We start from the raw sequence: 25631 nt of genomic DNA on the forward strand, positions 1-25631 counted from the left end.
TTATTCCTTAAGTCGGTTGATTATCATCGACCGAACAGATATCTCTGCGTCATTCATAAATCCAACAGATGGAAATCATAATGTCGATCGATCACGCTCATATCCTGAAGTTCGACCTGAATCTGCTGGTTGCGTTTGACGCACTGATGAGCGAGCGCAACGTCACGCGGGCGGCACAGCGCATCGGCACCTCCCAATCCGCCTTGAGCCACAACCTCGGCCGGCTACGGGCGCTGCTGTCGGACGAACTGTTTGTTCGCTCGGCGCGCGGCATCGAGCCGACGCCGCGGGCGCAGGAACTTGCGGAAACCGTCAGCGGCATCCTGTGCACGATCCAATCCCGGCTGATCGAGCCGGAGCAATTCAACCCGGCAACGGATGAGCGGACCTTCACGCTCGGAATGACCGACTATCTCGAAAGCCTGCTGATGCCACCGCTCCTCGCTTCCGTTCACGAGCAGGCGCCAAATGTCGATTTCGTGATACGGTCGATCGACCAGGATTATCCCGCGGATCTATTGGACAGCGGCGAAATCGACCTTGCGATCGGCAAGGTAGAGACCGGCAACGAGCTCCACAAACGTCGCAAGCTCTGGTCCGAGCGTTATGTCATCCTCAGCAATCCCGGGACAACAGGTGGTCCAGGCGCGATCGACCTCGAAACGTTTCTTGCGACCCCGCAAGCCGTGATCGTCAGCAAGGACGGGCGCTGCCGCCTGGTGGATGAAGTACTGGCTGAGCGTGGCTTGAAACGACGCGCCGCGGTGACGACGCCGCACCTCTTCACGCTGCCGATCCTGGTTCGTGATACGCACGTGATCGCTGCGGTGCCGGCTAGCTTCGCCCGAGCCTGGGCGCCGGTGTTCGGCCTAGCCATCAGCCCAGGCCCGGTGGACATTCCACCCTATGACATCTCGCTTGGATGGCACACCTCGTCCGACCGAAACGCCGGTCATGTGTGGCTGCGCCAACAGATCCTTGCCGCTCTTGAGCCGGTTCGCGCCAAGGTACTTGAGGCGAATGCCGGACACGACATCGCCATGATGGCTGCCGAGTAGGATAAGTCGCCCCGAAACCATCGGAACGAATGACGTGCCGAGCGCCAAGGCGCCCGGCACATCTGTTTGCTTACATGCCTTGCTGGCCGCGGTTCATTGCAGCAATACCGGTGCGGCAGACTTCGATCAGGCCGAGCGGTTTCATGATCGACACGAACTGGTCGATTTTCGAAGACTTTCCGGTGATCTCCAGGATGAAGTGGTCGACCGTCGCATCGACGACCTTCGCATGGAAGGCGTCGGCGAGCCGTAGTGTTTCGGCGCGCGTCTCACCGGTACCGACGACCTTGACGAGCGCCACTTCGCGCTCGATCGGACGCTCCTGGCCGAGTTCGCGGGCGCGAACCGTCAGATCGACCACCCGATGAACAGGAACTATGCGCTCAAGCTGCGCCTTGATCTGTTCGAGCACGTGCGGCGTGCCGCGCGTCACGATGGTAATGCGCGACAGGTGCGCCTGGTGCTCGGTCTCGGAGACGGTCAGGCTCTCGATGTTGTAGCCACGGCCTGAGAACAGGCCGATGACGCGGGCAAGGACGCCGGGTTCGTTGTCGACGAGGACCGAAAGTGTATGGCTTTCGGCCGCCGCCGTCTCGGGCGAGATGAAATAGGCAGAGCCCGTCGGCTGAAGATGTGCATTCATGATCGTGGGTTTCCTCTACCTTGATATCAAACGAGCTGCCGGCCCTTGGCGTCGATCGCATTGGCGACCGCCTCGTCCGTGGCTTCGTCCGGAAGCAGCATTTCGTTGTGAGCCTTGCCCGACGGGATCATCGGGAAGCAATTGGCGAGATTGGCGACACGGCAATCGAAAATGACCGGCTTCTTGACGTCGATCATTTCCTGGATCGCACCGTCCAGCTCATCAGGCTTATCGCAACGCAAGCCAACGGCCCCATAGGCTTCGGCGAGCTTGACGAAGTCAGGCATCGCTTCCGTATAGGAGTTGGACAGGCGGTTGCCGTGCAGCAGCTGCTGCCACTGGCGGACCATGCCCATGTACTGGTTGTTCATGATGAAGATCTTGATCGGCGCTTCGTACTGGATCGCCGTCGACATCTCCTGAATGCACATCTGGATCGAGGCGTCACCGGCGATATCGATGACGAGGCTTTCCGGATGGGCAATCTGCACGCCGAGCGCTGCCGGCAGGCCGTAGCCCATGGTGCCGAGGCCGCCCGAGGTCATCCAGCGGTTCGGCTTCTCGAAGCCGTAGAACTGTGCTGCCCACATCTGGTGCTGACCAACTTCGGTCGTGATGTAGGTGTCGCGATCCTTGGTAAGCGCATAGAGGCGCTCCAGCGCGTATTGCGGCATGATGACGTCGTTATTCTTGGTATAGGCGAAGGAATTACGCGCGCGCCAACGGGCGATATCGGCCCACCAATCGGCGATCTGGCTCTTTTCCGGCTTCTTCGGTAATGCGCGCCACAGGCGAACCATATCTTCCAGAACGCTTCCGACATCGCCGCGGATCCCAAGATCGACGCGAACGTTCTTGTTGATCGAGGACGGGTCGATGTCGATGTGGATCTTCTTCGAGTTCGGCGAGAAGGCGTTGATACGGCCGGTGATACGGTCGTCGAAGCGGGCGCCGATGCAGACCATGACGTCGCAGTCATGCATCGCCATGTTCGCCTCGTAGGAGCCGTGCATTCCGAGCATCTTCAGCCAGTTCTTGCCTGATGCCGGATAAGCGCCGAGGCCCATCAGCGTCGAGGTGATCGGGAAATCCGTCAGTTCGACCAACTCGCGCAGCAGTTTGGTAGCTTCGGGGCCGGAATTGACAACGCCGCCACCGCTATAGATGACCGGACGCTTTGCGCTTGCCATCAGTTCAATGGCAGCCTGGATCTGGCTGAGATCACCCTGAACCTTCGGCTGGTAGCTCTTCTGGATCGCATGGGCTGACGGCGGCGTGTAGGTGCCGGTCGCAAACTGAACGTCCTTCGGAATATCGACGACAACAGGACCCGGACGGCCGGACTGGGCGATGCGGAAGGCTTCGTGGATGATCGCAGCCAGATCGTTGACGTCCTTCACCAGCCAGTTGTGCTTGGTGCAGGGGCGCGTGATGCCAACAGTGTCGCATTCCTGGAACGCATCCGAACCGATCAGCGAGGTCGGAACCTGGCCGGTCAGGCAAACGAGCGGGATCGAGTCCATCAAGGCGTCCTGCAGCGGCGTGACGGCATTCGTCGCACCCGGGCCCGAGGTAACAAGCATGACGCCGACCTTGCCTGTGGAGCGGGCATAGCCTTCGGCGGCGTGGCCGGCGCCCTGCTCATGGCGGACGAGAATGTGCTTGATATCGTCCTGCTGGAAGATCTCGTCGTAAATCGGCAGCACTGCGCCGCCCGGATAGCCGAAGATATGCTCGACGCCGTTGTCCCTCAGCGCCTGGAGGACGATCTCCGCTCCCGTCATCCGATTGCCTGCTGCCTGATTGTCCGTGCCCGTCATGTTTCTTTTCCGTTTTGACTGCTGGGATTTGAGTTTTATGGTCCGGAAGCCCGAATTTCGGGCATAAAAAAAGGCCCCTGTGGGAGCCTTCGTCTAGCGCATGGGTGGCTATCGCCGGATGGTTACACCATCCTGCCCATGCGCCTTCCCACCACGATAAGAGCTACTGCGATTTTCATGGGGCGAAGTGATAGACAGAAAATTTCGCATCGTCAACGCATGCAGCAATAAAAAATCGAGCATCATCCCTACCACCAGAAGCCGTGCGGGACCGGCGCCTGTCGCAAAAAGACTTTCTTAAACGTTCGCTCATATCCTCCTTTACTACCGCAGGGAGTAGCCCTTTGCTGAACAAGGACTTGCACACGGCAGGCAAGGCAGGCGAGCATGACCGCCGCGACGACCAGACCCCGGGTAACCGGTTTCTTGGCCGCGTTGTTGCGTGTAGCGGGTCTCGTGCCACGATCGCTGCCGTCGCAGAAGCCGGCGGCACAGAGCTGGCCGAACTGTGGTCGGTCGGCAGGCTCATTTCGATCAGCGTTGGTCGAAACCGGGTGGTCGCCCTCGTCTACTCCATGAACACCGGCGGTCACAGCTGGGGCGAAGGAGAAGACAACTACTTTCAAATCGAAACCGAATTGCTTGGCGAAGTTCGCGTTGACGAGGATGGCCGCGAGCAATTCTCGACCGGCATTTCGCGCTACCCCTATCTCGGCGCCATCGCTCACCGCATTCGCTCGACAGATTTGATGCGCATCTATGACGCCGGCAGCGGAACAACGGCCGTGATCGGCAAGCTCACGCAAGACGAGAGCATTGATGCCGCCATCCATATTCCCTCGATGCTGTCCAAGCATTTTGCAATCGTTGGCTCGACCGGCGTCGGCAAATCGACAGCCGTGTCTCTGCTCTTGCACAAGGCGATAGAGGCTGACCCGAAGCTGCGCGTACTGATCCTCGACCCGCACAACGAGTTTGCGGCCGCCTTCCCTAAGCACTCGGTTGTCATCGATACGGACACACTCGACCTGCCGTTCTGGCTGATGAAACTGGAAGAGTTCGCAGAAGTGGTCTTCAGAGGCCGAACACCGATTCCGGAAGAAGTCGACATCCTGCGGGATTTGCTGCCGGAGGCAAAGCGCGCCTTCCGCGGCAGCGACAATTCGCTCGTCAGGCGCACAACGGAAAAGAGCTCGATTACGGCGGATACGCCGGTTCCCTATCGGATGGCCGATCTGCTGGCGCTGATCGACGAACGCATCGGCAGGCTCGAGGGACGCAGTGAAAAGCCTCTGCTCCGGTCGCTGAAGATGCGCGTTCTCGCTGCCATCAACGATCCGCGCTACCACTTCATGTTCTCCAGCAACACGATCAGCGACACGATCATGGAGACGGTGGCGGAAATCTTCCGCATCCCCGGCGACAACAGGCCGATCTGCACCTTCCAGCTGTCCGGCATCCCTTCCGAGGTTGTGAACTCAGTCGCTTCGGTTCTTTGCCGCATGGCTTTTGAAATCGCATTGTGGAGCGACGGCGCCATCCACATGCTCGTCGTCTGCGAAGAAGCGCATCGTTACATTCCGTCGGATCCGAATCTCGGCTTCTTCCCGACAAGACAGGCAATCGCCCGCATCGCCAAGGAAGGCCGCAAATACGGCGTGTCGCTGGGGATCATCACCCAGCGTCCAGGCGAACTCGATCAGACGATCCTGTCGCAGTGCTCGACACTGTTTGCCATGCGCCTTGCCAATGATCGCGACCAGGAAATCATCCGTTCGGCGATTCCTAACTCGTCGATCTCGACGACCAGCTTCATTTCCTCGATCGGCAACGGCGAGGCGATTGCCTTCGGTGAAGCGATCAGCGTTCCAATGCGAATGCGCTTCTCGCGCGTTGAGGAGCGCTACTTGCCGAAGGCCAACGGTGCCAATGTGAAGGTCAGCGACGAGGATCCCGACAACGTCGATCTGCGGAAGATCGTAACCCGCATGCGCGCCACCAGCGGCCCGGATATTTCCGCGTTCCAGCAAAGCTACGCCGCCGCAATGCCGCCCAGCGGTCCTTACGATGACGAAGACGACTATGATAACGACTTCGACGGACCGGTAGCAGCACCCTCCGCCTATCCCTCAGCGCCATCGCCCAGTCATTCCCTGGCAACGCCACCGCTGGCGCCAATCGAACCCTATCGTCGTGATATGTTGCCGGGATCAGGAACACCGCGCGAGCCCCTTGCCGCTCCACAGCGCCCACCTGTTGCAGCGCCGGAAACGTCTATCGATAGCCGCCTCGAGGCCCTGCGACGCGAAATACGCGGAGAATCGCAGCCGGGATCCGGCGAAGGCCCAACTGTCGGGGGAAGCATTCGCCGCGAACCCGGTATGTCCCTCCGGGATAGCATACTGAAAAAGCCGCTCAGCAGCCTCAACAACAAGGATTAGCGAGCGCAGCGCTACCGCAAGCGCTCCCAGCTTTCGTCCATCTGGTTGCGAAACCAGGTCATCTGCCGCTTGGCATATTGCCGCGTTGCAGCAGCGCCCCGCTCCAAAACCTCGTCGCGGGTAAGCTCGCCCTTCAACATCGCCGCAATCTGCGAAACGCCTATCGCTTTCATCACTGGCAAATCAGGTGGCAACGAAAGCGAAAGCAGCGCCTTCACCTCGTCCTCAGCCCCCTGCTCCAGCATCTTTTCAAATCGCCCGTTGATCCGCTGGTGAAGGACGGCGCGCTCCGGTTCGACCACGATCTTGCGAGCCGCCGACGGGTCGATGATCACCGGTCCCGCTTGCGCCTGAAAATCGATGATCGAGCGGCCAGTCGCCTCGACAACCTCGAGCGCCCTCACGATCCGCTGCCCATCCTGCGGACGAAGACCTTCGGCGACAGCAGGGTCGCGTTCCTGCAGGTGCCGATAGAGTTCGTCGGGCCCCTCATCCTGCAAGCGTGAACGAAGGCTGTTGCGCACGTCCTGCGGTATCGCAGGCATGTCGGAAAGGCCGCCCGTCAACGCTTTGAAATAGAGGCCCGTTCCGCCAACAAAAATCGGTTTGCGCCCATCGGCGCGGAGGCGCTGCAGCAGATCAGTAACGTCGCGCAGCCACGCCCCCGTCGAATAGGCACGACTCGCGGGGACGTGACCGTAGAGGTAATGGGGAATACCCTGCATATCGTCTTCAGATGGCCGCGCGGTCAACACGCGCAGCGTGTCGTAGACCTGCATGCTGTCTGCGTTGACGACGACGCCACCGTGCTCTTTTGCCAATTCGACCGCGAGCGCGGACTTGCCGCTGGCGGTCGGCCCGGTTATCAGGATCGCGTCCAATGCGCTCAGAAGGTTTTCCATCATGGCCCTCGTTGCCACGCTTGTTGCCAATCCGTCAAATCCTGTTCTCACGCAGTCGATTGCCGAGCAGGCGGCCGATGCCGTGAAAGCTTCCGGTCTCTACTGGCTGGCTGACGGAATTGCCTGCGATATCGCACTGAGGGATGGGGCCGACGTCGAAGCCGCTCGGGCCAACATCCTCGCCGTCATCGGCAGCGCTGCGATCGACCTTGTCATCCAGGATGCCGAGACACGCCGCAAGAGACTTCTGATCGCCGATATGGACTCAACCATGATTGGCCAGGAATGCATCGACGAACTCGCTGCCGAAGTGGGGTTGAAGGAGAAGGTCGCCGCGATCACTGCTCGCGCCATGAATGGCGAGATCGCTTTCGAGCCAGCCCTCCGTGAGCGCGTTGCGCTCTTGAAAGGGCTACCGATCGGCGTCGTCGACGACGTCATTTCCAGACGAATCACGCTCACTCCGGGTGGCCGGGAACTGATCGCCACCATGAAGTCCAAGGGGCACTACACAGCGCTGGTTTCCGGGGGCTTTACCGTCTTCACCGGCCCCATCGCAAAGACGCTCGGCTTCGACGAGAACCACGCGAATGTTCTGCTGGAAGAGGCTGGTGTTCTTTCCGGCTTCGTCTCTGAACCGATCCTCGGCAAGCAGGCCAAGGTCGATGCGCTGAATGATATTTCCGAAAGGCTCGGTATTTCTCCCGACGACGCCATTGCCGTTGGAGACGGCGCAAACGACCTCGGCATGCTTCAATTGGCTGGATCCGGCGTCGCTTTGCACGCCAAACCGACCGTTGCAGCACAGGCGAAGATACAGATCAATCACGGCGATCTCAGCGCCCTGCTCTATATCCAGGGCTACCGCAAGACCGATTTCGTAGTGCCATGATGGTAATCCTAGCGACCGATCGCCTGCTTTTGCGCAACTGGACCGATGACGATCGGCCGCTGTTCCACGAGATCAACTCCGATCCGGAGGTGATGGAATTTTTCGCCTTCCGTCGCGACCGAGTTGAAGCGGATTTGATGCTCGACACTATCCGCGACAGTATCGCCAAGACCGGACTTGGCTTCTATGCGATAGCCCTGAAGGAAACCGATGAGCCGATCGGTTTCTGCGGCCTCTGGAGACCCAAACTCGAACCGTTTCTGCCGGCAGGTACCATCGAGGTCGGCTGGCGTCTCGCGAAACGATACTGGGGCAACGGATATGCGACAGAAGCGGGAATGGCCGCACTGCGCCATGGCTTCACAGAGTTCGACCCGAGCGAAATCGTTTCGTTTGCGGTAACCGACAACCATCGTTCGACCGCTGTCATGCAGCGGCTTGGCTTGCATCATGAACCTGATCGCGATTTCGACCACCCTGCATTCCGGACACGCATCCGCATCTGAAACGCCACGTTCTTTACACGATCAGCCGTCAGCAATGGGAACGCGGGATCCGCTAGCGCCAAATATCAGCGCACGGCACCATGAGCACATGGTACCGCTTACCATCGTCCATTTGACGCTTCTTGAAGGGATGAGCGAGCCCTCGTCTCGCTACTCCATCGGCACAGCTACGAAGCGCAAGTCGCCGTTTGCCGACGCGATCATCATCTGCGCGTTCCGCCGGCCTTCCTGCTTTAGCGACTGCACCTTCGCGGCGACGGCCTCGGGCGAGCGCATAAACTCCTGCGCCACCTCAACGATCACGTCACCCGGCTTCAATCCCTTTTCCGCCGCCAAAGAGCCGGCTGCGACCTCAGCGACAAGCACGCCGTCGACGCTTTCAGCGATACCGAAGGTTTTCCGGGTCTCCGCGCTTAGCTCAGACAGCGACAGGCCGAGTACATTCTTCGGATTCGCTGCATCGGGTGCAGCCTGATCCGTCTTGCCCTTGCCATCCGGCATGGGCTGGCTCTGCTGGTCATCCGGCTCGTCCATATCCTGGTTTTCATCAGGATCCGGATTGATGACACCGCCCTTGTTGTTGGCGTCGGCATCGTTCGAGGCGGCCTGATCGCTATCCTCGAGGCGGCCGAGCTTCACCTTCACGGTCTGCTCCTTGCCGTCACGAAGCACGACAACGTCGACTTCCTTGCCCACTGGGCTTTCCGCCACCACGCGTGGCAAATCACGCATCTCGTTAACAGGCTTGCCGTCGAACTTGAGGATGACGTCGCCAGCCTTGATCGAACCATCATCAACGGGACCACCCTTGATGACCCCCGCCACCAGCGCACCCTTGGCGCTCGATAGGCCGAGGCTGTCAGCAACATCGTCGGTAACCGGCTGAATGCGCACACCGAGCCAGCCGCGGCGCGTTTCGCCAAACTCGCGCAGCTGCTCGACGACGCCTGCAGCCAATTCCGACGGCACCGAGAAACCGATACCGATCGATCCGCCGCTCGGCGAAATGATCGCCGTGTTGATGCCAATAACCTCGCCCTTCATGTTGAAGAGCGGGCCGCCGGAATTGCCCTTGTTGATGGCCGCATCCGTCTGGATGAAGTTGTCATAGGGTCCGGCGTTGATGTTGCGACCGCGTCCCGAAATGATGCCGACAGTCACCGACCCGCCGAAGCCGAACGGATTGCCGATCGCCATGACCCAGTCACCGATGCGCATTCCGCTGGAATCGCCGAACTTGACGGCCGTCAGCGGTGTCTTTGGCTCAACCTTCAGCACCGAAAGATCGGTCTTGGTATCGGTGCCGATCAGCTTCGCCTTCAGCTTCGTGCCATCGGCGAAATTGACTTCGATATCGTCAGCCCCTTCAATGACGTGGTTGTTCGTGACGATGTAGCCCTGCGGGTCGATCACAAAGCCGGAACCCAACGAATTGACGTTGTGGTTGCCGCCCTTGTTACCCTTCTGCTTATTGAAAAAGTCGTTGAAGAATTCCTGGAAGGGCGAACCGTCGGGCGCGCGCGGCGCCGGGCCAACACCCTCGTCATCCTTGACATTCTGCGACGTCGAAATGTTTACAACGGCATTGAGGAGCCCTTCGGCGAGATCGGCAACGGACGCCGGACCGTTCATCGGCGGGGTGCCCTGTGCCTGCACCGAGCCGGTGAAACCAACATTTGCCAGAAGTGCGGCGCCGGCCAGGAGAGCGAGCGATCGTCTGAAGGTCGGGCGGGTCGTCGGGGCCATCAAGCATCCTCATTTCAAATAAAACGCACTCTGAGCACCAGCATAAGGCGGAATGATGGAGGGTGAAATCACCTTTTCGCGAAATCCCGTGCAATCCTGTTCACTGCGCTCGCAGCTCTGGTGCCGCAACGCAAAAAGGCCGGCAGACTAGCCGGCCTTCGCGTTTTTTTGTCCGGCGCCGCAACGCGGCGATCAGTTGGTCGGCGCTGTCGGCATTGCCGGCGCTGCGTTTCGCGGCGCGCCGCTTGCGTCGTTGAAGAAACGGAAGAACTGCGAGTTCGGCGAGATCACCAACGTCGTGTCTTGCGAGGTCAGAGCCGTCGAATAAGCGGCCATCGAACGATAGAACTCGAAGAACGCAGGATCCTTACTGAATGCATCCGCAAACAAGCGGTTGCGCTCGGCGTCGCCCTGACCGCGCAGGACTTCAGAATCGCGTTGCGCTTCGGCGGTGATTTCGACCACCTGCCTGTCTGCGATAGCCCGGCGGCGTTGGCCCTCTTCCGTACCCTGCGCACGCAGGAGTTCAGCTTCGGCAAGACGCTCGGCGCGCATCCGGTCGTAGGTCTTCGGCGCGACTTCGCGCGTCAGATCCGTACGACGGATGCGGACGTCCTGAATGTTGAGACCAAGATCTTCGGCATCGCGATGCAAGTCGTCGCGAACCTCGAGCATCATTGCCACACGCTCTTCAGACAGTGCGGCATCGAAGTCGCGCAGGCCGTAGACACGCCGAAGCGAAGAATCGAGTTGCGTGCGAAGGCGTGCTTCCGCTGCCTCGCGATCGCCCGAGACCGTTTCACGGAACTTGCGGACATCCCTGATGTCATAGACCACGAAGGCATCAACATCGAAGGTCGCGCCGCCACGAACCTGAACACGAATGTTGTCGAGGTCGAAGCGCAGTGCCTGCCGTTCCACGATCTGGACGCGGTCGGCATCCATGAAGGCAAACGGCAGCTTGAAGTAGATACCCGGCTCGGTCTTCACCGACTGGATCTGACCGAAGCGGACAACAATCGCCTGCTCACGCGCATTCACGACGAAGACCGACGAGTAGAGCGCAATCAAGACGACGGCGATAAGGCCGAGAATGAGGGGAAGCCTGTTCGATGTCATGGCTCAACCTCCCTGCTGCGCCGGTTTGCCGATCTCATTGAGCGGCAAGTAAGGCACAACCCCTTGCTTCTCGTCGATCACGACCTTCTTGGAATTCTTCAGAACCTGCTCCATCGTTTCAAGGAAGAGACGCGTACGAGTGACCTCGGGCGCCTTCGCATATTGTTCGTTGATGAACGAGAAGCGCTGAGCCTCACCTTCGGCTTCCTTGACGACGCGGTTCTTGTAGGCCGCTGCCGCTTCGCGAATCTGGGCGGCGTCACCGCGTGCCTGACCGAGCTTCTGGTTGGCGTACTGATTGGCCTCTTCGACCAATCGCTGCTTGTCCTGGTCGGCCCGCTGCACTTCTTCGAAGGCATCGGCAACTTCACGTGGCGGCGCTACGTCCTGAATCGTCACGGCGCCGATGGAAATACCAGCCCTGTAGCGATCCATGGTTCCCTGGACGATGTTGGCGACTTCCGTTTCAATCGGCTGACGATTGTCGCGGAAGGCATCCTGGGCCGGACGGCGACCGACAACTTCGCGCATGGCGCTTTCGGCGACCTGCTGCAGCGTCTCAGCCGGGTTCTCGACGTTGAAAAGGTAGGCCTTGGGATCGCTGACCGTGAAGAAGACTGAAAACTGAACGTTCAGGATGTTCTGGTCACCGGAAAGCATCAGCCCGCTCGACGAGGATGTCGACGTCGACGCCGCACCGATATTCTGCTGCTGCATCGTCACCTTGACGATCTCGACGGTCTCCATCGGCCACAGGTGGAAATGCAGGCCCGGAGTGGAAACTTCTTCCTTGGGATTGCCGAAACGCAGTTCGACGCCGCGCTCGTCCGGCTGGACGATATAGATGCACTGGAAGAGCCAGAACACCACCAAAATCGCCGCGACGATGACAAGCACGCCGCCGTTGAACCCGCCAGGCACAATGTTGCGCAGCTGATCCTGACCGCGCCGGATAATATCCTCAAGATCAGGCGGCCCGCCCTTGCCGCCACCGCGCGGGCGATTGGGCCCTTGCCCCCATGGTCCCTGATTGTTACCGCCGCCGCCGCCCCAAGGGCCGCCGCCGCCATTCTGATTGCTCCAGGGCATCAAAACCTCTTATTCGTTGAACTCCGATCGCCTAACCCACGGGGGCGGCGGATAGCTGCGATCGTGACCGTTATAGGTATCGCCGCATCTGCTTTCAACGCAGCATGAGGAACTTGACGATATTTATTGGAAAATAGTTGGTTTTCAGCGGTTAGCGCCGGTCATAGACCACGAATTTCGTGGGATAGCTATCCTTGTCGCCTGCAGGCACGTCGATCGTCTCCGTCGCCCTCCAGAGCGCTGAGTCAATCGCCGGAAACGACGTATCGCCTTCGACCGCGGTTTCGACATGCGTCACGCACAGCCGGTCGGCGAGATCGATGGCCTGCTCATAGATCTGCCCACCACCGATGATGCAGATTTCGCTCTCACCATTTTGCTTGGCAAGGTGCTCTGCAAGGCTGATGGCCTCGGTCAGCGAATGAGCCATATGCACGTCCGGATTCGCTACCGCGGCAGACTGCCGGGAAATCATGATGTTTGGTCGCCCGGGCAGCGGCTTACCAATGGAGTCATAGGTCTTGCGCCCCATGACAACAGGCTTGCCCAGTGTCAGCGCCTTGAAGCGCTTGAGATCGGTGGAGAGCCGCCATGGCATGTCACCATCCCGCCCGATGATGCCGTTCTCGGAAACGGCGACCACGATCGTCTTGCAAATGTCAGACATCGACGTCTCCGATCACACCGCAATCGGCGCCTTGATGCTGGCGTCGGCCTCGTATCCGACCAACTCGAAATCCTCGAACTTGAAGCCGAAGATATCCTTCACATCGGGGTTGATCCGCATGAACGGCAACGGCTTCGGCGTGCGGGTCAGTTGCAGCTTCGCCTGCTCGAAGTGGTTGTGATAGAGATGCGCATCGCCGAGCGTGTGCACGAAATCACCGAGCTTCAGGCCGGCCACCTGCGCAACCATCATCGTCAGCAATGCATACGAGGCAATATTGAAGGGCACCCCGAGGAAGATATCCGCGGAGCGCTGATAAAGCTGGCAGGAAAGCTTGCCGTCGGCGACGTAGAACTGGAACAGGCAATGGCATGGCGGAAGCGCCATATCATCGACCTCGGCAGGATTCCACGCAGAAACGATATGGCGGCGCGAGTTCGGATTCTTGACGATGCCGGCAACGAGTTTAGCGATCTGATCTATATGGCCGCCATCTGGCGAAGGCCACGAGCGCCACTGCGCGCCATAGACTGGCCCCAGATCGCCATTCTCGTCCGCCCATTCATCCCAAATCGAAACGCCATTGTCCTTGAGGTAGCGGATATTGGTGTCGCCACGTAGGAACCAGAGCAACTCATGGATGATGGACCGCAGATGCAGCTTCTTTGTCGTAAGAACCGGAAAGCCTTCCTGCAGGTCGAACCGCATCTGATAGCCGAACACAGAGCGCGTGCCTGTGCCGGTGCGATCGCCGCGATCGGTTCCGTGTTCCATCACATGCTTCAGAAGATCGAGATACTGCTTCATCGTTCGCCGCCGATTCCGTTCTCAACTTATTTAAGCGCTTCGCGCATCGAAACCAATCGTCGCGCGAGCTTTATCCCGACAAATCTCCGTCACGATCAGCGGCCACGTATCCATTCGCTGACTAGGATCAGCCTATTGGCGATTTCACGTTCAATGCGAAGGTTGCCGACGTCTTTGATGACATGGTCAGCCGGTCCGTGCCGTACTGCGAGGAAATGCAGAGGATCGCGAAGGACTATTCGACTGACTCCGCCGCGCTGCTGGCTGTTCTCCTGATCGAGATCTACCGGGTCGCGCGGGGGTGCAGCCGACGCCCTGCCGCCTCCCTACCAGTAGGAGCCGTGGCCGGGATCGTCAGGTACGCATACTGAAGAAGCGTGGCGCGCCTTCGGCGATCGGAAGGCGATCTCTTAGGTTGCCGAACATCCTTTCGCTTTCTGACCGGACCACACGGTTTTGTGACAACACCTCTTCCCATCCCTGACGGAAAACACTATATCACCCATGCCGGTCTTCGGGCCGGCTATGGCGATAAATGAGCGGTGTAATAAACCTATTGGACCCGGGGGCGGTACCCGGCGCCTCCACCAAAAACCGGCGGCCCAGAATGAGATGGCCGGCTTTTGATGGGGGCGAAACAGGATCGACAAGGGTGTAAAGATCGTCTTTTTGCTCGGCATTGTACCGCCGTTATCGGGCTAAAATTGTAGTTGCAAACGACAACTATGCGGAAGCTCGTCTCGCTGCTTAATCGCGGTGTGACACTTCAAATAAAGCCCTAGTGGTTCGCACCTCTAGGCGGGGTCCGAAGGCACCTGGCAACAGAAGCCTTCACCTTCTCCCTTGCGCGCAAATCATGTATGGTTTGGTCAAGCATGACTCGGCTCAGGCCTTTTCCAGGGCGTCTTGGCATGCCATACAGCCTTGGGAAACGAGTCCGAACCTAACGAAAGACAGGAAAGCATGGGGCAGGATCACATCCGTTACGACATTCTGGCACAGGACGCACTGCGTGGCGTCATCCGCAAGGTATTGTCCGAAGTTGCCGCGACGGGCCGCCTGCCGGGCGAGCATCATTTCTTCATCACCTTCCTTACCGGCGCTCCGGGTGTTCGCATCTCGCAGCACCTGAAAGCAAAGTATCCGGAACAGATGACCATCGTCATCCAGCACCAGTTCTGGGAATTGAAGATCACTGAGACGACGTTCGAGATCGGCCTTTCCTTCTCTGATGTTCCGGAAAAGCTCTTCATTCCATTCAATGCGATCCGCGGCTTCTACGATCCCTCGGTGAACTTCGAGCTCGAATTCGACGTGCCTCTCGCCGACAGCGACGAGCTTCCCGCAGCAGAGATCACTGCTTATCCCGTGGCATCCGAGAAGTCGGAGGAAACGCCCGCCGCCAAAGCCGACGGCGAGGAAAAGAAGCCCGGTTCGGTCGTCTCGCTCGACGCCTTCCGAAAGAAGCAGTAAAACCAAGGGAAGCAACTGCTTCCCTTTTTCAATTCCGATCGGGGCCAGCCGTGACCGCCGAAGTCGTCAATCTCCGCCAGTTCAAAAAGAAGCAGGCCCGCGCCGATAAGGAAAAGCAGGCCGAGCAAAACCGCATTTCCTTCGGCCGTACCAAGGTTGAGAAGCAGCTCACCAAGGCGCTCAACGAGAAAGCCGAACGCTCTCATCAGCAGGGCCACATCGAGAAATCCGACGACGATAAATGACCATCCGGGAAAATGAAAAAGATCCCCGGATCAATCACTTGAACGGCTGTCCGGATTCAGATCATCAGCTGCTTGAATCGAATTCTGAAGCCTTGCGATGATCCGCAAGCACTCGGCCACACTACACGGACACCGCACCAGCTTTTCTCTGGAAGACGAATTCTGGGCCGAGCTGAACAGGATTGCCAGGGCGCGCGACATTCCACTCGCAGCTCTGATTTCCGACATTGATGATCAGCGTCAGCCCGAAAGCAACCTTTCTTCGGCCCTTCGTGTCTACGTCCTACATTGGTTGAAAGCCGAGGGGCCGTGAGTTAGCACACAGCAACAATGGGATAGTCCCGCTGGACAATGATAAAAACAGCGGATCAAGCGCTTGCCGTATTGGATATCGCAAAGGCACTCTTTGCGGAGACGTTGCTGCTGGTCTACCTGCGCGGATCGGCGGTCTCCAGCGGCCTTCAGCGTGCTGGCTTACGCTCGTGATGGATATCTTGGTCTGATTGATGACGATTGGGAGAGCCACCAAAGCAAAGCAAGTCAAACGGCAATCCACCTGGAGCAACGGGTGATCGAGCGTCTACAATGACAACGCGCTCGAATCTACGGTGATTTCCCTGATGTGGCCGCCGCAATTACTGCGGCATCTGCACACCGGGCAACCCCGGTACAGGTTCGAAGTTGAGCGAGTTTTCTGGGGGAACGGAAAGCTGCTCCTGTGCGCGTCGCGCCGCATCCGCGGCGGCCTTTTCTTCCGCCGCCTTCACGCGTGCTGCTGCATCGGCTTTCGCCTTTGCCTCCGCCTCAGCCTTTGCTTTCGCTTCGGCCGCTTGCCTCTCACGCTCTGCCTGGGCGGCCGCCAGATCTCTTAAACGCTGCTCTTCGGCCTGCTGCTGCGCTTCGAAGGCTGCGGCCTTTTGGCGTTCCAGATCATTGAACTTGAAGAGAGCAACTTCGCGGCGCAGTCGCTGCTTTTCCAGCACGTTTGACTGCAGGCGCTCGACGCGCCGGCGCTCACGCTCGAAGGCACGCAAGGACAGGAAGCCGGTGATATCGGTGACGTCCATGGTTCGGCCAGGCGACGCGAGCAGCCCCGAAAAGTCCAGACGGATCGCAGGTTCGGCACCTGGAAGCACCTCACCGCCTGGATTGAGCGCAATGTTGAGTGATGCATTGATACGCTCTTGCGGCAGGTCGATCTGGCCGTTGCCAACCACCTTCGCCTGATCGGTCGTCACGCTGACGTTCTGAAAGCGCAGCACACCATCTGTCACGTTGAACGGGATGGCAGTCGGCGGCAGCTTCGCTTCGCCGTTGTTGAGCAAGGTCTCGACGATCGGATGGACCTTGCCGGCATTCAGCTGATCCTGCATCGGATCGGTGGCTGCCAGCAATGGCGCCAACATCCCAAGATTGAGCCCGCGAACGCTCGTTTCGCCGAGCCGAAGCTCTCCGGAGCCGTTCAGCGAACCGGCGATATCCTTCATGGATTTGCCGGACGCTTCCATGGAGAGCCCCAGTCCGAACTTGCCGCTGGCCACGGGCGCGCCGTCGCGCGGCCACACCACAGCGGCAAGGTCCGCGTTCGCCAGCGCCAGCTTCGTCTGGAAGAAGCCCGTCCCATTGGCATTGGTAAAGAGGAGACTGCCGTCGAGGCTGCCGCCGTCCCATGCGCCCTTGATGTTGTTCAATTGTAGTTCGTCGCCCTTGTACGCCACATCAGATGTGAAATCCGAAATAGCGCCCGACCAGCCTGGCCAGAATTCTTTGGCGGAGAGCTTGAGGCTGACGTCCATGTCCTTGAAGACCGGCAAGCCGAGCCCCCCCGCTGACAGGTTGCCGGTCGCCGCATCCGTCATTGGCCCGTAGATGGCTTCCCCGAGCCAGGCGGCATCAGCCTTTGAAAGCGCCAATGCGCCGCTTGCCGTGGTCTTCTCGGCCTTGCGGTCAACTGTTAGCGCGCCGCTGAACTCGTTGTCGGCGGCATGGCCGGCCACGTCAGAAAGAGCAATCTTGTCATCGTCGATCGTCGCGTTTGTCGTCAACTTGAACGGCAAGCCCGTACCCATTTGCGGGACAGCGATGCCGTTCATGACAAGGTACGGATCGAGGTCCGCGCTCTCCAGCGAAACCGCAAGCTGTCCATTCATGAAGGTTTGCGGGCGAACGTCGACCTTACCGCCCGCGGTAAACGAGGTGCGGTCGGTGGCAAACGTCAGCTGCGCGTCAGCAGGCTCCGTTCCCTCCGCCTGCACCTTGAGGGTCATACGCCCGTTGGCGTCGGCTTCAACCGGCAACGGATCAAGGCCGGCCTGCCCGAACAGGATGGAGGTGACGCTGTTCTCGAGCGTCGCCTCCAGGCTGGTAGTACCCTTGCCTGTCAGCGCCAGAAGGTCCGACATGCGGTAGTCGAGGTTGACGCGGCTGCCATTGCTCACGCCAGCCAATGTCAGGGTCAGACCATCGCCCTCCTCCCCGCCAAGTGTCAGGGCACCACGCAAGGCAGTATTCGTGTACCACGCGGCATTGCGCACGAGCCGATCCATGACCGGGTGCTGCGGGAGGTGTTGCTTGAGCATGGTGAAGAAGGAGCCCGGATCGGCTGATTTGAAGGTGATTTCCCCCGAGCCCTTGTAATCGAGCAGCGACCCCTCGGCGCGACCGGTCGCAGTCACCTCGGCCCCTGCCAGGTTCTTCACAGCAAGTTTCTCGACCGCCAAAGCGCCATCGGCAATTGTAAAGTTTGTCTCGACATCGGCCGCTTCGACGCCGAAGGCGGTGAATTTGTCGGCCTTCAGCCGTGCCGTGATTTTGTGATCAAGCACATTGTCGCCTGCGTCCTGACCGGTAAGCAATCCTGTCAGCGCACGCAGCGCATCCAGATCGAGCGCGTCGCCGGCAAGCGCGACATTCAGCGTCGGGGTCTGATTGGCCGCAGCCTGGCGATCCAGCCTGCCCTTAAGCGTCGCCTGCCCGACGGCAATCTCCAGGTTGTCGAACGTCTGGCGGTCGTGGGTGAGGCTGACATCGGCGGAAAAACCCGCTTGCCTCAGCTGGCGGATCGCCGGATCGACAGAACCGGCAAGCCAGGCCGCAAGACCTGTGGGCTGATTGGACGCCACTGTCATCTGCCCAACGAAGGACGGCTGTCCTTGCAGATTGAGCTTGCCTTGGCCTTCGACCTGCGTGCGACCGGGAAGCGTGCCAACCGCATTGTCGATCGTCCAGCCGCTGCCAGCGGGCTGGACATCGAGCTGAATGTCGCGGATCGTCGTGTCGCCAGCAACGATAGCCGGCAAGCGAACGCTCGCCTTCCCTGGCACCTGCGGTACCGGCACCTGTGAAACGATCTGGATCAGCGCGTTCAATCGCTGTCGCGCTGAGAGGCCGGCATCGCGGGTCGTCTTGCCGTTCGCGCCCTGATTGCCGATGCGATTGACATCGATCTGCTGGCCGTTTGCGATCAGCAGGAACTGCGGCTTGCTTCCCGTATCGAGCGTCGCCTCGCCGGTGACGACATAGGGATCGTCTGTCGCCCCGACCTCCAGCCGATATTCCGGTATCCGGACGCTCTCGTTGGTAAGTTCGAACTTTCCCTTTAGGCGTGGAGGCAGATCGCCCTTGGCGGTCTTCTTGCCATCCCGGTTCTCAATCGAAGCCGATACCGTTCCCTGATAGTTCGGCCGGCGATCGACGAGCTTCAGCTCTCCGTCGAGATCGACCGTCACCGGCTGCTTGTCGGGCTGCAGCCGCGTCCGCATCCGCAGGATTCCGTTCTCGTCCGGCTGATTGCTGGCGATCGTGAAGTTGCCATGCGCGCCATCGAGGGCCGCATCACCTTCGATCCGCCATGGACCGGCAAGCGACTTGGCCGACATTTCGGCATTCAGGCCGGTAACGTGCCTTGTGCGTCCGGACTGGTCGTCGATAAATTGAACATCGCCGCCGCTGACATGGACGTTCTCAAGAACAACCGTCCTGGCCGGAATTTCGGGCTGGCTGCCGCGTGTCCAGTCGAGCGTGCCGTCTTTCAGCAGCCGCAGCTTTACCTTCGGGTTGACCACGCGCATGTCGAAGATCAACGCCTCGCCGGAGAGGAACGGCGCGAGTTCGGCATCCATCGAAAACTGCTCGACCTGCACAAGCGGCGACCCGTCGAGTTCCTGCCCGACGCGCACGTCATGCAGTGTCACCGATGGAAACGGCAGCAGGCGCGCATCCACCGCACCGTGGACGACGACTTTCTTGCCGATGATCCGACTTGCTTGATCCTCGAAATTCTTTCGGAAGTCCGTCCAGTCGATAAACAATGGCGCCAGCAGCGCCACGAACAGCGCTACGACAATCACTCCGCCTAGAAAGACGAGGAACCGGCCTACCAACTCAACAATTCTCCATTTGGGAATCCATCGCGGACACTAGAGCATCATACCGAAAGCTGTGAAGCCGCTTTCCGGCAACATCGTGCTCTATTTACTTGATTCCGAGATGAATTCTCCTCATGCCCGGTTATTTGCCTCTCGGTCGGTCTCGTCTGGTAGACAAGCGCAACAGAGTGTTCGTTTTCAGGCAATATGGAATATCTTTCCGGGATTGAAGATATCGTCCGGATCGAGCGCCTTCTTGACCTGCCGCATGAGGTCGACCGTGCCACCAAGCTCCTCTTCGAGGAACGCCATCTTGCCTTGGCCGATGCCGTGTTCGCCGGTGCAGGTGCCGTCCATCGCCAAAGCGCGCGCATTGAGCCTGCCGACAAAGGTCTCAGCGACAGCAATACCTTCGTCGGTCTTGTCGTCGAACAACAGGAGCACATGGAAATTCCCATCGCCGGCATGTCCGACGATCATCGCCAACAGGCCATGTTCCTCTATATCGGCCTGCGTCTCGCCGATGCAATCGGCAAGACGGGAAATCGGCACGCAGACATCCGTCGAGAGCGCAGCCATCTCAGGCGCCAGCGCACGCGATGCCCAATAAGCATCGTGCCTTGCCTTCCAGAGCCTGCTGCGCTCCTCGGCGTTGACCGTCCATGAAAACGCGCCACCCCCGCATTCGGAGGCGATCTCGGCAAACTGTTCCGATTGCAGGGCAACGGTCTCATCCGTGCCATGAAATTCGAGGAAGAGCGTCGGCTTCTCCTCGTAATTCAGCTTCGAATAGGCATTGCAGGCGCGAATTTGCAAGGCATCCAAAAGTTCGATGCGGGCGACGGGAATGCCCATCTGGATGGTCATGATGACGGCGTCGCAGGCGGCTCGAATGGTCGGAAAGGCACAAACGCCACCGCCGATCTTCTGCGGGATGCCCTGCAGCCTCAACGTCACCGACGTCAATATGCCAAGCGTGCCTTCCGCGCCGACGAACAGCCGGGTCATGTCGTAGCCGGCGGACGACTTGCGTGCACGTCGCGCAGTGCGGACTTCCTCGCCATTTGCTGTCACCGCCGTGACAGCGAGCACATTGTCCTTCATCGTGCCGTAACGCACGGCATTTGTTCCGGAGGCCCGCGTGGAAGTCATGCCACCGATCGAAGCGTTTGCTCCGGGATCGATTGGAAAGAACAGACCAGTATCACGGAGATAAGTGTTCAATTCCTCACGCGTCACACCGGGCTCGACGGTGCAGTCAAGATCTTCAGCATTGACTTCAAGAATCCGATTCATTCGGCTGAAATCGATCGATATACCGCCATTCGGCGCATTGACCTGCCCTTCCAGCGACGAGCCAGTGCCGAAGCCAATGACCGGCACCTTGTGCTCGGCGCAAATCTTGACCGCAGCCTTCACATCGTCGGCACTCTCTGCAAAGAGCACGCCATCGGGCAGCTGAGCCGGGATGTAGGTAGTGGTATGCGCGTGCTGTGCGCGGAACGCCTCGCCGGTCTGGAAGCGCTCACCGAAGCTCTGTTTCAGAATACCAAGAACGGCGGCGATGCCTACCTCGTTGCGTGTTCCGGATTTTGCATCTTTGAGCGCCATCTCTTTGATCTCCTTCACCTTCACACCCGGAGGCAGGTTGGTATGAGACAAGAGATGGCGCCTGTCTAGTGCATGGTCGGGGAGAACCGTCCCCTATCGTGCGCCCTTAGACCACCGGCGGGTTGAGCCGCGCAAAAGCTTCCTGCCTGCGGTATGGGAAGTAGGGATATGGCGCGGTAACGACACTCGCTTTGTCGAGCTTTTCCACCTGCTCCTTCGACAATGACCAGCCGACAGCTCCGAGATTCTGTCGCAGCTGCTCCTCGTTGCGCGCGCCGATGATGACACTGGAAACGGTTGGGCGGCCGATAAGCCAATTGAGGGCGATCTGCGGGACAGTCTTGCCCGTCTCTTCGGAAACCTCGAACAGTGCATCGACGATATCGTAGAGCTTCTCGTCATCGACCGGCGGCCCGTATTCTGCCGTCTGGTGCAGCCGACTTCCCTCAGGCAACGGCTGGCCGCGCCTGATCTTGCCGGTGAGACGGCCCCAGGCAAGCGGGCTCCAGACCAATGCGCCGACGCCCTGATCGGCGGCGAGCGGCATCAGTTCCCATTCGTAGTCACGACCAGCCAGCGAGTAATAGACCTGATGCGCAACATAGCGCGGATAGCCATGCTGCTCCGCAATCCCGAGCGATTTCATCAACTGCCATCCCGCGAAATTCGAGACGCCGACATAGCTAATTTTCCCTGCAGCAATCAGCCCATCCAGCGTTGCTAGCACCTCTTCGATGGGAGTCGAGGCATCGAATGCATGAAGCTGCAGCAGGTCGATGTAGTCCGTGCCGAGGCGCTTCAACGCCTCCTCCGTCGAACGTATGAGGCGCGAGCGCGACGTTCCCCAATCCGCCGGTCCATCGCCCATCGGCAACGCGATCTTGGTTGAGATCAGCACAGCGTCGCGCCGACCGGCGATCGCCTGGCCGAGGACCTCCTCGGAGGCCCCGGCCGAATAGACGTCTGCGGTATCGAAAAGGTTGACGCCCGCTTCCAACAAAATGTCGACCAGGCGCCGGGCTTCGGCTGCGTCCGTAGTTCCCCATGCGCCGAAGAGCGGGCCCGAGCCTCCGAATGTTCCCGCGCCGAAGCTCAAAACCGGCACCCTGAGGCCTGACGCGCCGAGATTTCTGTATTCCATGATCGGTCTCCTGTTGTGGACTTCAGAAGAGATAGACACTGAATCTACCGTGATATAGATTGCCGGAAGGAAAACTATCCGTGAATTGAAGTCATCATGAGCAGGCAGGACATCAATCGCTCCGGCGAAATGGAAGTCTTCGTGCGCGCCGTCGAACTCGGCGGCTTCACGGCCGCGGCGCGTGCCTGCCGAATGACTCCGTCTGCAGTAAGCAAGCTTATCGCCCGCCTTGAGGCACGCCTCGGCGCTCGCCTCGTCAACCGTTCGACCCGCAAGCTGCATCTGACGCCTGAGGGATCCGCCTTTTACGAGCGCAGCGTTTCCATCCTTGCGGATATAGCGGAGGCCGAACGCTACGCATCATCAGGAGAACAGGCCACCGGGCCTATACGCATCAACACCAGTGCCTCCTTCGGCCATCATATCCTCGCGCCACTCGTTTCCGAATTTCTGGCGCTCAATCCCGCCGTCACGCTCGACATCTCACACACAGACGCCATCGTCGATCTCGTCGAGGATCGAGCCGATGTCGCGATCCGCGCCGGACCGTTGAAGAGCTCCAGCCTCATTGCGCGCAAGCTTGGCTTCACCGGCAACGTCATCGTGGCATCACCGGACTACTTGAAGCGCGAAGGCGAGCCGAAAACCATTACCGACCTGAAGCACCATCGCCGTGTTGGCTTCTCTTATGCGCGCAGCGTTCAGGGATGGCCGTTGCTCGATGGCGGCGAGACCATTGCGTTGCCGATTACGCCAGGCGTCCAGGTGGGCGACGGCGAAGCGATGCGATATATGGCGCTGTCAGGCGCAGGCCTGGTCCGCCTCGCCACCTTCACCGTTCGCGCCGATATCGAGGCCGGGCGGCTGGTCCCGGTTCTTGAGGACATCAATCCCGGCGACATCGAAGAATTCTACGCCGTCTACATTGGCCAGGGCGGTCCGCTGCCGGCTCGCGTCCGAGCGCTGCTCGACTTCCTCGCGGAGCGCGTCAGCCTCTGACATCGCGTCTGCAGGATTTCGCAATTGACCCCTTCCCCGGCCGGCGCCTATATCGACGCATATCCTCCGGTCTCTCTAGCCGGCCTCTTTTGCCAGCCAGCGCTGCTCTCCTGCTTCGACTGATCGCAGTTCCAGCATTGGCAAGACATGCATGGGAATCATGCCGTTGCACGACGCCAGCCGTTCCTTTCGACACGCCAACCTGCCGCGGTGGATCCTCCTGCTCAGCGTCTCGACCCTGCTTGTGGTCGGGCTCGAAATGCTTGGACTGCCGGCCTCGCTGCTTATCGGCCCGATGGTGGCCGCGATTGTCCTTGCCCTTTCGATCGGCCAGGGATCGCTCAAGGTCCCGCGCTGGCCACTCCTATTCGGACAGGCGCTCGTCGGTTTTTTGATGGCGCGCGCCATCACCGTCGACATTCTGAAGACCATGGCGACCGATGCACCGCTCTTTCTCGCGATGATCCTCTCCGTCATCGTCGCCGCGGCCGCTCTCGGTTGGTTGCTGACGCGCTGGCAGGTTCTGCCCGGAACGACCGCGGTTTGGGGCTCTTCACCGGGCGCGGCTTCGGCGATGGTGATCATGTCCGAAGCCTACGGTGCCGACGCCCGTCTCGTCGCGTTCATGCAATACCTCCGGGTGGTCTTCGTCGCCGTGGCGGCCTCGGTCGTCTCGCGGCTCTGGGTTGCCGCCGATGGTGGTGAACCGCCGCCGTTCATCCTCTTCCCGCCGGTCGACTGGCAGGCGCTGGCTGCTACTGTCGCGCTCACCTGCCTGTCCGCCTACCTTGCGGCGCGTTTTCGCATTCAGGGCGGTACGATCACGGTGCCGCTGGTGCTCGGCGCGCTGCTTCAAGGCTTCGGTCTGCTCAAGATCGAACTTCCGCTCTGGCTGCTGGCGATCAGCTATGCCTTGATCGGCTGGAGTATCGGGCTGCGTTTCACCCGCGGGATCGTAATGCACGCCGCTCGCGCGCTGCCCCGCGTCGCTGCCTCTATCCTGCTGTTGATGTCGATCTGCGGCTGCATGGCCTTCGCCTTGCACAAATTCGCAGGTGTCGATCCGCTCACGGCCTATCTGGCGACAAGCCCCGGCGGCGCCGATTCTGTGGCAATCATCGCAGCCTCGAGCGATGTCGACGTGCCCTTCGTCATGGCGATGCAAACCGGTCGGTTCCTGGTGATCCTATTCACCGGCCCAATGCTGGCACGCTTCATCGCGCGCCGCTCCGGCCTTGCGGAGAAGTCCGTCTAAGGCTCGCCCATTGGCCGGGTGTCATGCCATAGGCCTTTTTGAAATGGCGGGTGAGATGGCTCTGGTCGGCAAAGCCGGTCGCCGCCGCAACATCAGAAAGCCCGTCGCCTGCGCCGATCATCGCACGCGCCTGCTGCAGCCGCCGCATGAGCAGATAGCGATGCGGGCTTGTTGCAAAAGCCGCCCTAAAGTGCCGGGAGAGAGAAAAGCGGTCGAGACCGGTGACAATCTCCAGCTCGCCGGATCGCACGGCCTCCGTGGCATGCGCTTCGAGATAATCGCGCGCCAATCTTGCGCGCTGCCATGCCACGTTGCCGAGCGGCCGCTGTGAGGCCTTCGCATGCTTTGCAAGTCCGCCCGCAACACGCGAAACGAAATCGTCGACGAACAACTCATCGAGCTCGCGATCCAGCTCGGTAAGGGCTCCGAGCAGCGTACCTGCAAGGACCGGATCCCGGATGACAGGCTCGTCAACGAAAGGCAGCCCGATCTTCTCGGCGTCAAGGCATTCGAGCAGTAGCGCTGGTTCAAGATAGAGCATGCGATATTGCAGCCCGTCGTCAGTACCAGCTCCACCGTCGTGCTCCTCATCCGGGTGGAGTACGAGCACCTGCCCCGGCATACTGAACCGCCGCTGGCCACGATACGAAAAAGTCTGCACGCCCTTCATCGTCACACCAAGAGCGTAGGTATCGTGGCGATGAGGCTCGAACGCCTTGCCGGAAAACTGCGCTTCCATCCGCTCGATTCCGGGAAAGGCCGGCGCAATCACGATCCCGTCTGCGCCGGGCTCGGCGCACAAACGTTCAAGACCCTCGAAGGCGTGACTGTTTACATCCTGGTCCAACGC

21 protein-coding genes, 1 other RNA gene and 1 pseudogene are annotated in these 25631 nt (G+C 59.9%); 11 read left to right on the forward strand and 12 right to left on the reverse strand.

Annotation, left to right across the window (positions count from 1 at the left end):
• The first annotated feature begins 80 nt into the window (after nucleotides 1-80).
• On the forward strand, nucleotides 81-1058 hold the full coding sequence (locus tag RGCCGE502_RS12140) for a LysR family transcriptional regulator (RefSeq protein ID WP_016554456.1): 978 nt from the start codon (nucleotides 81-83) through the stop codon (nucleotides 1056-1058).
• A 70-nt stretch (nucleotides 1059-1128) separates the two neighbouring features.
• Here the strand turns inward: RGCCGE502_RS12140 and ilvN are convergent, their stop codons facing one another.
• Complete coding sequence (gene ilvN / locus RGCCGE502_RS12145) at nucleotides 1129-1701, reverse strand: acetolactate synthase small subunit (protein ID WP_016554457.1); 573 nt, start codon at nucleotides 1699-1701, stop codon at nucleotides 1129-1131.
• Nucleotides 1702-1727: 26 nt separating this feature from the next.
• Nucleotides 1728-3521, reverse strand: coding sequence for an acetolactate synthase 3 large subunit (locus RGCCGE502_RS12150; RefSeq protein ID WP_019279901.1), 1794 nt, complete (start codon nucleotides 3519-3521; stop codon nucleotides 1728-1730).
• 344 nt (nucleotides 3522-3865) lie between these two features.
• Between RGCCGE502_RS12150 and RGCCGE502_RS12155 the strand changes: the two genes are divergently transcribed.
• The gene (locus RGCCGE502_RS12155; protein WP_016554459.1) at nucleotides 3866-5962 is read left to right on the forward strand and encodes an ATP-binding protein; all 2097 of its coding nucleotides are present in this window, start codon (nucleotides 3866-3868) and stop codon (nucleotides 5960-5962) included.
• 11 nt (nucleotides 5963-5973) lie between these two features.
• Here RGCCGE502_RS12155 and miaA read toward each other — a convergent pair whose 3' ends face one another.
• Nucleotides 5974-6864, reverse strand: a complete 891-nt coding sequence (gene miaA, locus RGCCGE502_RS12160; RefSeq protein WP_016554460.1) for a tRNA (adenosine(37)-N6)-dimethylallyltransferase MiaA — start codon at nucleotides 6862-6864, stop codon at nucleotides 5974-5976.
• 1 nt (nucleotide 6865) lies between these two features.
• On the opposite strand from miaA, the gene serB reads away from it, so the two are divergent.
• Nucleotides 6866-7756 carry a phosphoserine phosphatase SerB gene (gene serB, locus RGCCGE502_RS12165; RefSeq protein WP_016554461.1) on the forward strand — a complete coding sequence of 297 codons (891 nt, stop codon included), beginning with the start codon at nucleotides 6866-6868 and terminating at the stop codon, nucleotides 7754-7756.
• Nucleotides 7753-8318 (forward strand): annotated as a pseudogene (locus RGCCGE502_RS12170) (GNAT family N-acetyltransferase). The gene serB and the pseudogene RGCCGE502_RS12170 overlap by 4 nt, the downstream one beginning before the upstream one ends.
• Before the next feature lie 94 nt (nucleotides 8319-8412).
• Here RGCCGE502_RS12170 and RGCCGE502_RS12175 read toward each other — a convergent pair.
• The 5 genes from RGCCGE502_RS12175 to RGCCGE502_RS12195 all read right to left on the reverse strand — a co-directional run bounded on the left by RGCCGE502_RS12175 (nucleotide 8413) and on the right by RGCCGE502_RS12195 (nucleotide 13690).
• Nucleotides 8413-10008: a DegQ family serine endoprotease gene (locus tag RGCCGE502_RS12175; protein ID WP_016554463.1), complete on the reverse strand. Its 1596-nt coding sequence runs from the start codon at nucleotides 10006-10008 to the stop codon at nucleotides 8413-8415.
• 192 nt (nucleotides 10009-10200) lie between these two features.
• Complete coding sequence (hflC, locus tag RGCCGE502_RS12180; RefSeq protein ID WP_016554464.1) at nucleotides 10201-11127, reverse strand: protease modulator HflC; 927 nt, start codon at nucleotides 11125-11127, stop codon at nucleotides 10201-10203.
• Between the two features lie 3 nt (nucleotides 11128-11130).
• Nucleotides 11131-12216, reverse strand: a complete 1086-nt coding sequence (gene hflK, locus RGCCGE502_RS12185) for an FtsH protease activity modulator HflK (protein ID WP_016554465.1) — start codon at nucleotides 12214-12216, stop codon at nucleotides 11131-11133.
• 151 nt (nucleotides 12217-12367) lie between these two features.
• Entirely contained in the window at nucleotides 12368-12883 is a 516-nt protein-coding gene (locus tag RGCCGE502_RS12190; RefSeq protein ID WP_016554466.1) for a dihydrofolate reductase, read from the reverse strand.
• Between the two features lie 12 nt (nucleotides 12884-12895).
• The gene (locus RGCCGE502_RS12195) at nucleotides 12896-13690 is read right to left on the reverse strand and encodes a thymidylate synthase (protein WP_016554467.1); all 795 of its coding nucleotides are present in this window, start codon (nucleotides 13688-13690) and stop codon (nucleotides 12896-12898) included.
• Nucleotides 13691-14157: 467 nt separating this feature from the next.
• Between RGCCGE502_RS12195 and ssrA the strand changes: the two genes are divergently transcribed.
• The 5 genes from ssrA to RGCCGE502_RS38750 all read left to right on the forward strand — a co-directional run bounded on the left by ssrA (nucleotide 14158) and on the right by RGCCGE502_RS38750 (nucleotide 15894).
• Nucleotides 14158-14526, forward strand: a transfer-messenger RNA (tmRNA) gene (ssrA, locus tag RGCCGE502_RS34930).
• A 127-nt stretch (nucleotides 14527-14653) separates the two neighbouring features.
• Entirely contained in the window at nucleotides 14654-15163 is a 510-nt protein-coding gene (locus RGCCGE502_RS12205) for an SspB family protein (RefSeq protein ID WP_016554469.1), read from the forward strand.
• Nucleotides 15164-15213: 50 nt separating this feature from the next.
• Nucleotides 15214-15408: a DUF4169 family protein gene (locus tag RGCCGE502_RS12210; RefSeq protein ID WP_016554470.1), complete on the forward strand. Its 195-nt coding sequence runs from the start codon at nucleotides 15214-15216 to the stop codon at nucleotides 15406-15408.
• Between the two features lie 97 nt (nucleotides 15409-15505).
• Nucleotides 15506-15721, forward strand: a complete 216-nt coding sequence (locus RGCCGE502_RS12215) for a ribbon-helix-helix domain-containing protein (protein ID WP_016554471.1) — start codon at nucleotides 15506-15508, stop codon at nucleotides 15719-15721.
• 38 nt (nucleotides 15722-15759) lie between these two features.
• Nucleotides 15760-15894, forward strand: coding sequence for a hypothetical protein (locus tag RGCCGE502_RS38750; RefSeq protein WP_016554472.1), 135 nt, complete (start codon nucleotides 15760-15762; stop codon nucleotides 15892-15894).
• 149 nt (nucleotides 15895-16043) lie between these two features.
• Here RGCCGE502_RS38750 and RGCCGE502_RS12220 read toward each other — a convergent pair whose 3' ends face one another.
• From RGCCGE502_RS12220 to RGCCGE502_RS12230, 3 genes are all read right to left on the reverse strand, one after another.
• Entirely contained in the window at nucleotides 16044-19790 is a 3747-nt protein-coding gene (locus RGCCGE502_RS12220; RefSeq protein WP_016554473.1) for an AsmA family protein, read from the reverse strand.
• Nucleotides 19791-19973: 183 nt separating this feature from the next.
• Nucleotides 19974-21386 carry an FAD-binding oxidoreductase gene (locus RGCCGE502_RS12225; RefSeq protein WP_016554474.1) on the reverse strand — a complete coding sequence of 471 codons (1413 nt, stop codon included), beginning with the start codon at nucleotides 21384-21386 and terminating at the stop codon, nucleotides 19974-19976.
• A 106-nt stretch (nucleotides 21387-21492) separates the two neighbouring features.
• A complete protein-coding gene (locus RGCCGE502_RS12230; protein WP_016554475.1) occupies nucleotides 21493-22527 on the reverse strand; it encodes an aldo/keto reductase in 1035 nt (344 codons plus the stop codon).
• 96 nt (nucleotides 22528-22623) lie between these two features.
• On the opposite strand from RGCCGE502_RS12230, the gene RGCCGE502_RS12235 reads away from it, so the two are divergent.
• Entirely contained in the window at nucleotides 22624-23526 is a 903-nt protein-coding gene (locus RGCCGE502_RS12235; RefSeq protein ID WP_016554476.1) for a LysR family transcriptional regulator, read from the forward strand.
• A 160-nt stretch (nucleotides 23527-23686) separates the two neighbouring features.
• Nucleotides 23687-24781, forward strand: a complete 1095-nt coding sequence (locus RGCCGE502_RS12240) for an AbrB family transcriptional regulator (protein ID WP_176705694.1) — start codon at nucleotides 23687-23689, stop codon at nucleotides 24779-24781.
• Here the strand turns inward: RGCCGE502_RS12240 and RGCCGE502_RS12245 are convergent.
• Nucleotides 24741-25628 (reverse strand): AraC family transcriptional regulator, encoded by an 888-nt coding sequence (locus RGCCGE502_RS12245; RefSeq protein WP_040674480.1) that lies wholly within the window; start codon nucleotides 25626-25628, stop codon nucleotides 24741-24743. The two genes, RGCCGE502_RS12240 and RGCCGE502_RS12245, sit on opposite strands and share 41 nt — an antisense overlap.
• Nucleotides 25629-25631: the final 3 nt, after the last annotated feature.

It is taken from the genome of Rhizobium grahamii CCGE 502 (genome assembly GCF_000298315.2).
Taxonomy (GTDB): Bacteria; Pseudomonadota; Alphaproteobacteria; order Rhizobiales; family Rhizobiaceae; genus Rhizobium; species Rhizobium grahamii.

Excerpts from the sequence above, each read along its gene's own strand:
- ilvN (WP_016554457.1), bottom strand. The coding sequence starts at position 1,701 with ATGAATGCACATCTTCAGCCGACGGGCTCTGCCTATTTCATCTCGCCC.
- RGCCGE502_RS12225 (WP_016554474.1), bottom strand. The coding sequence starts at position 21,386 with ATGGCGCTCAAAGATGCAAAATCCGGAACACGCAACGAGGTAGGCATC.
- RGCCGE502_RS38750 (WP_016554472.1), top strand. The coding sequence starts at position 15,760 with ATGATAAAAACAGCGGATCAAGCGCTTGCCGTATTGGATATCGCAAAG.
- miaA (WP_016554460.1), bottom strand. The coding sequence starts at position 6,864 with ATGGAAAACCTTCTGAGCGCATTGGACGCGATCCTGATAACCGGGCCG.
- RGCCGE502_RS12230 (WP_016554475.1), bottom strand. The coding sequence starts at position 22,527 with ATGGAATACAGAAATCTCGGCGCGTCAGGCCTCAGGGTGCCGGTTTTG.
- serB (WP_016554461.1), top strand. The coding sequence starts at position 6,866 with ATGGCCCTCGTTGCCACGCTTGTTGCCAATCCGTCAAATCCTGTTCTC.
- RGCCGE502_RS12140 (WP_016554456.1), top strand. The coding sequence starts at position 81 with ATGTCGATCGATCACGCTCATATCCTGAAGTTCGACCTGAATCTGCTG.
- RGCCGE502_RS12175 (WP_016554463.1), bottom strand. The coding sequence starts at position 10,008 with ATGGCCCCGACGACCCGCCCGACCTTCAGACGATCGCTCGCTCTCCTG.
- RGCCGE502_RS12205 (WP_016554469.1), top strand. The coding sequence starts at position 14,654 with ATGGGGCAGGATCACATCCGTTACGACATTCTGGCACAGGACGCACTG.
- RGCCGE502_RS12235 (WP_016554476.1), top strand. The coding sequence starts at position 22,624 with ATGAGCAGGCAGGACATCAATCGCTCCGGCGAAATGGAAGTCTTCGTG.
- RGCCGE502_RS12240 (WP_176705694.1), top strand. The coding sequence starts at position 23,687 with ATGCCGTTGCACGACGCCAGCCGTTCCTTTCGACACGCCAACCTGCCG.
- RGCCGE502_RS12150 (WP_019279901.1), bottom strand. The coding sequence starts at position 3,521 with ATGACGGGCACGGACAATCAGGCAGCAGGCAATCGGATGACGGGAGCG.
- hflC (WP_016554464.1), bottom strand. The coding sequence starts at position 11,127 with ATGACATCGAACAGGCTTCCCCTCATTCTCGGCCTTATCGCCGTCGTC.
- hflK (WP_016554465.1), bottom strand. The coding sequence starts at position 12,216 with ATGCCCTGGAGCAATCAGAATGGCGGCGGCGGCCCTTGGGGCGGCGGC.
- RGCCGE502_RS12195 (WP_016554467.1), bottom strand. The coding sequence starts at position 13,690 with ATGAAGCAGTATCTCGATCTTCTGAAGCATGTGATGGAACACGGAACC.
- RGCCGE502_RS12190 (WP_016554466.1), bottom strand. The coding sequence starts at position 12,883 with ATGTCTGACATTTGCAAGACGATCGTGGTCGCCGTTTCCGAGAACGGC.
- RGCCGE502_RS12215 (WP_016554471.1), top strand. The coding sequence starts at position 15,506 with ATGATCCGCAAGCACTCGGCCACACTACACGGACACCGCACCAGCTTT.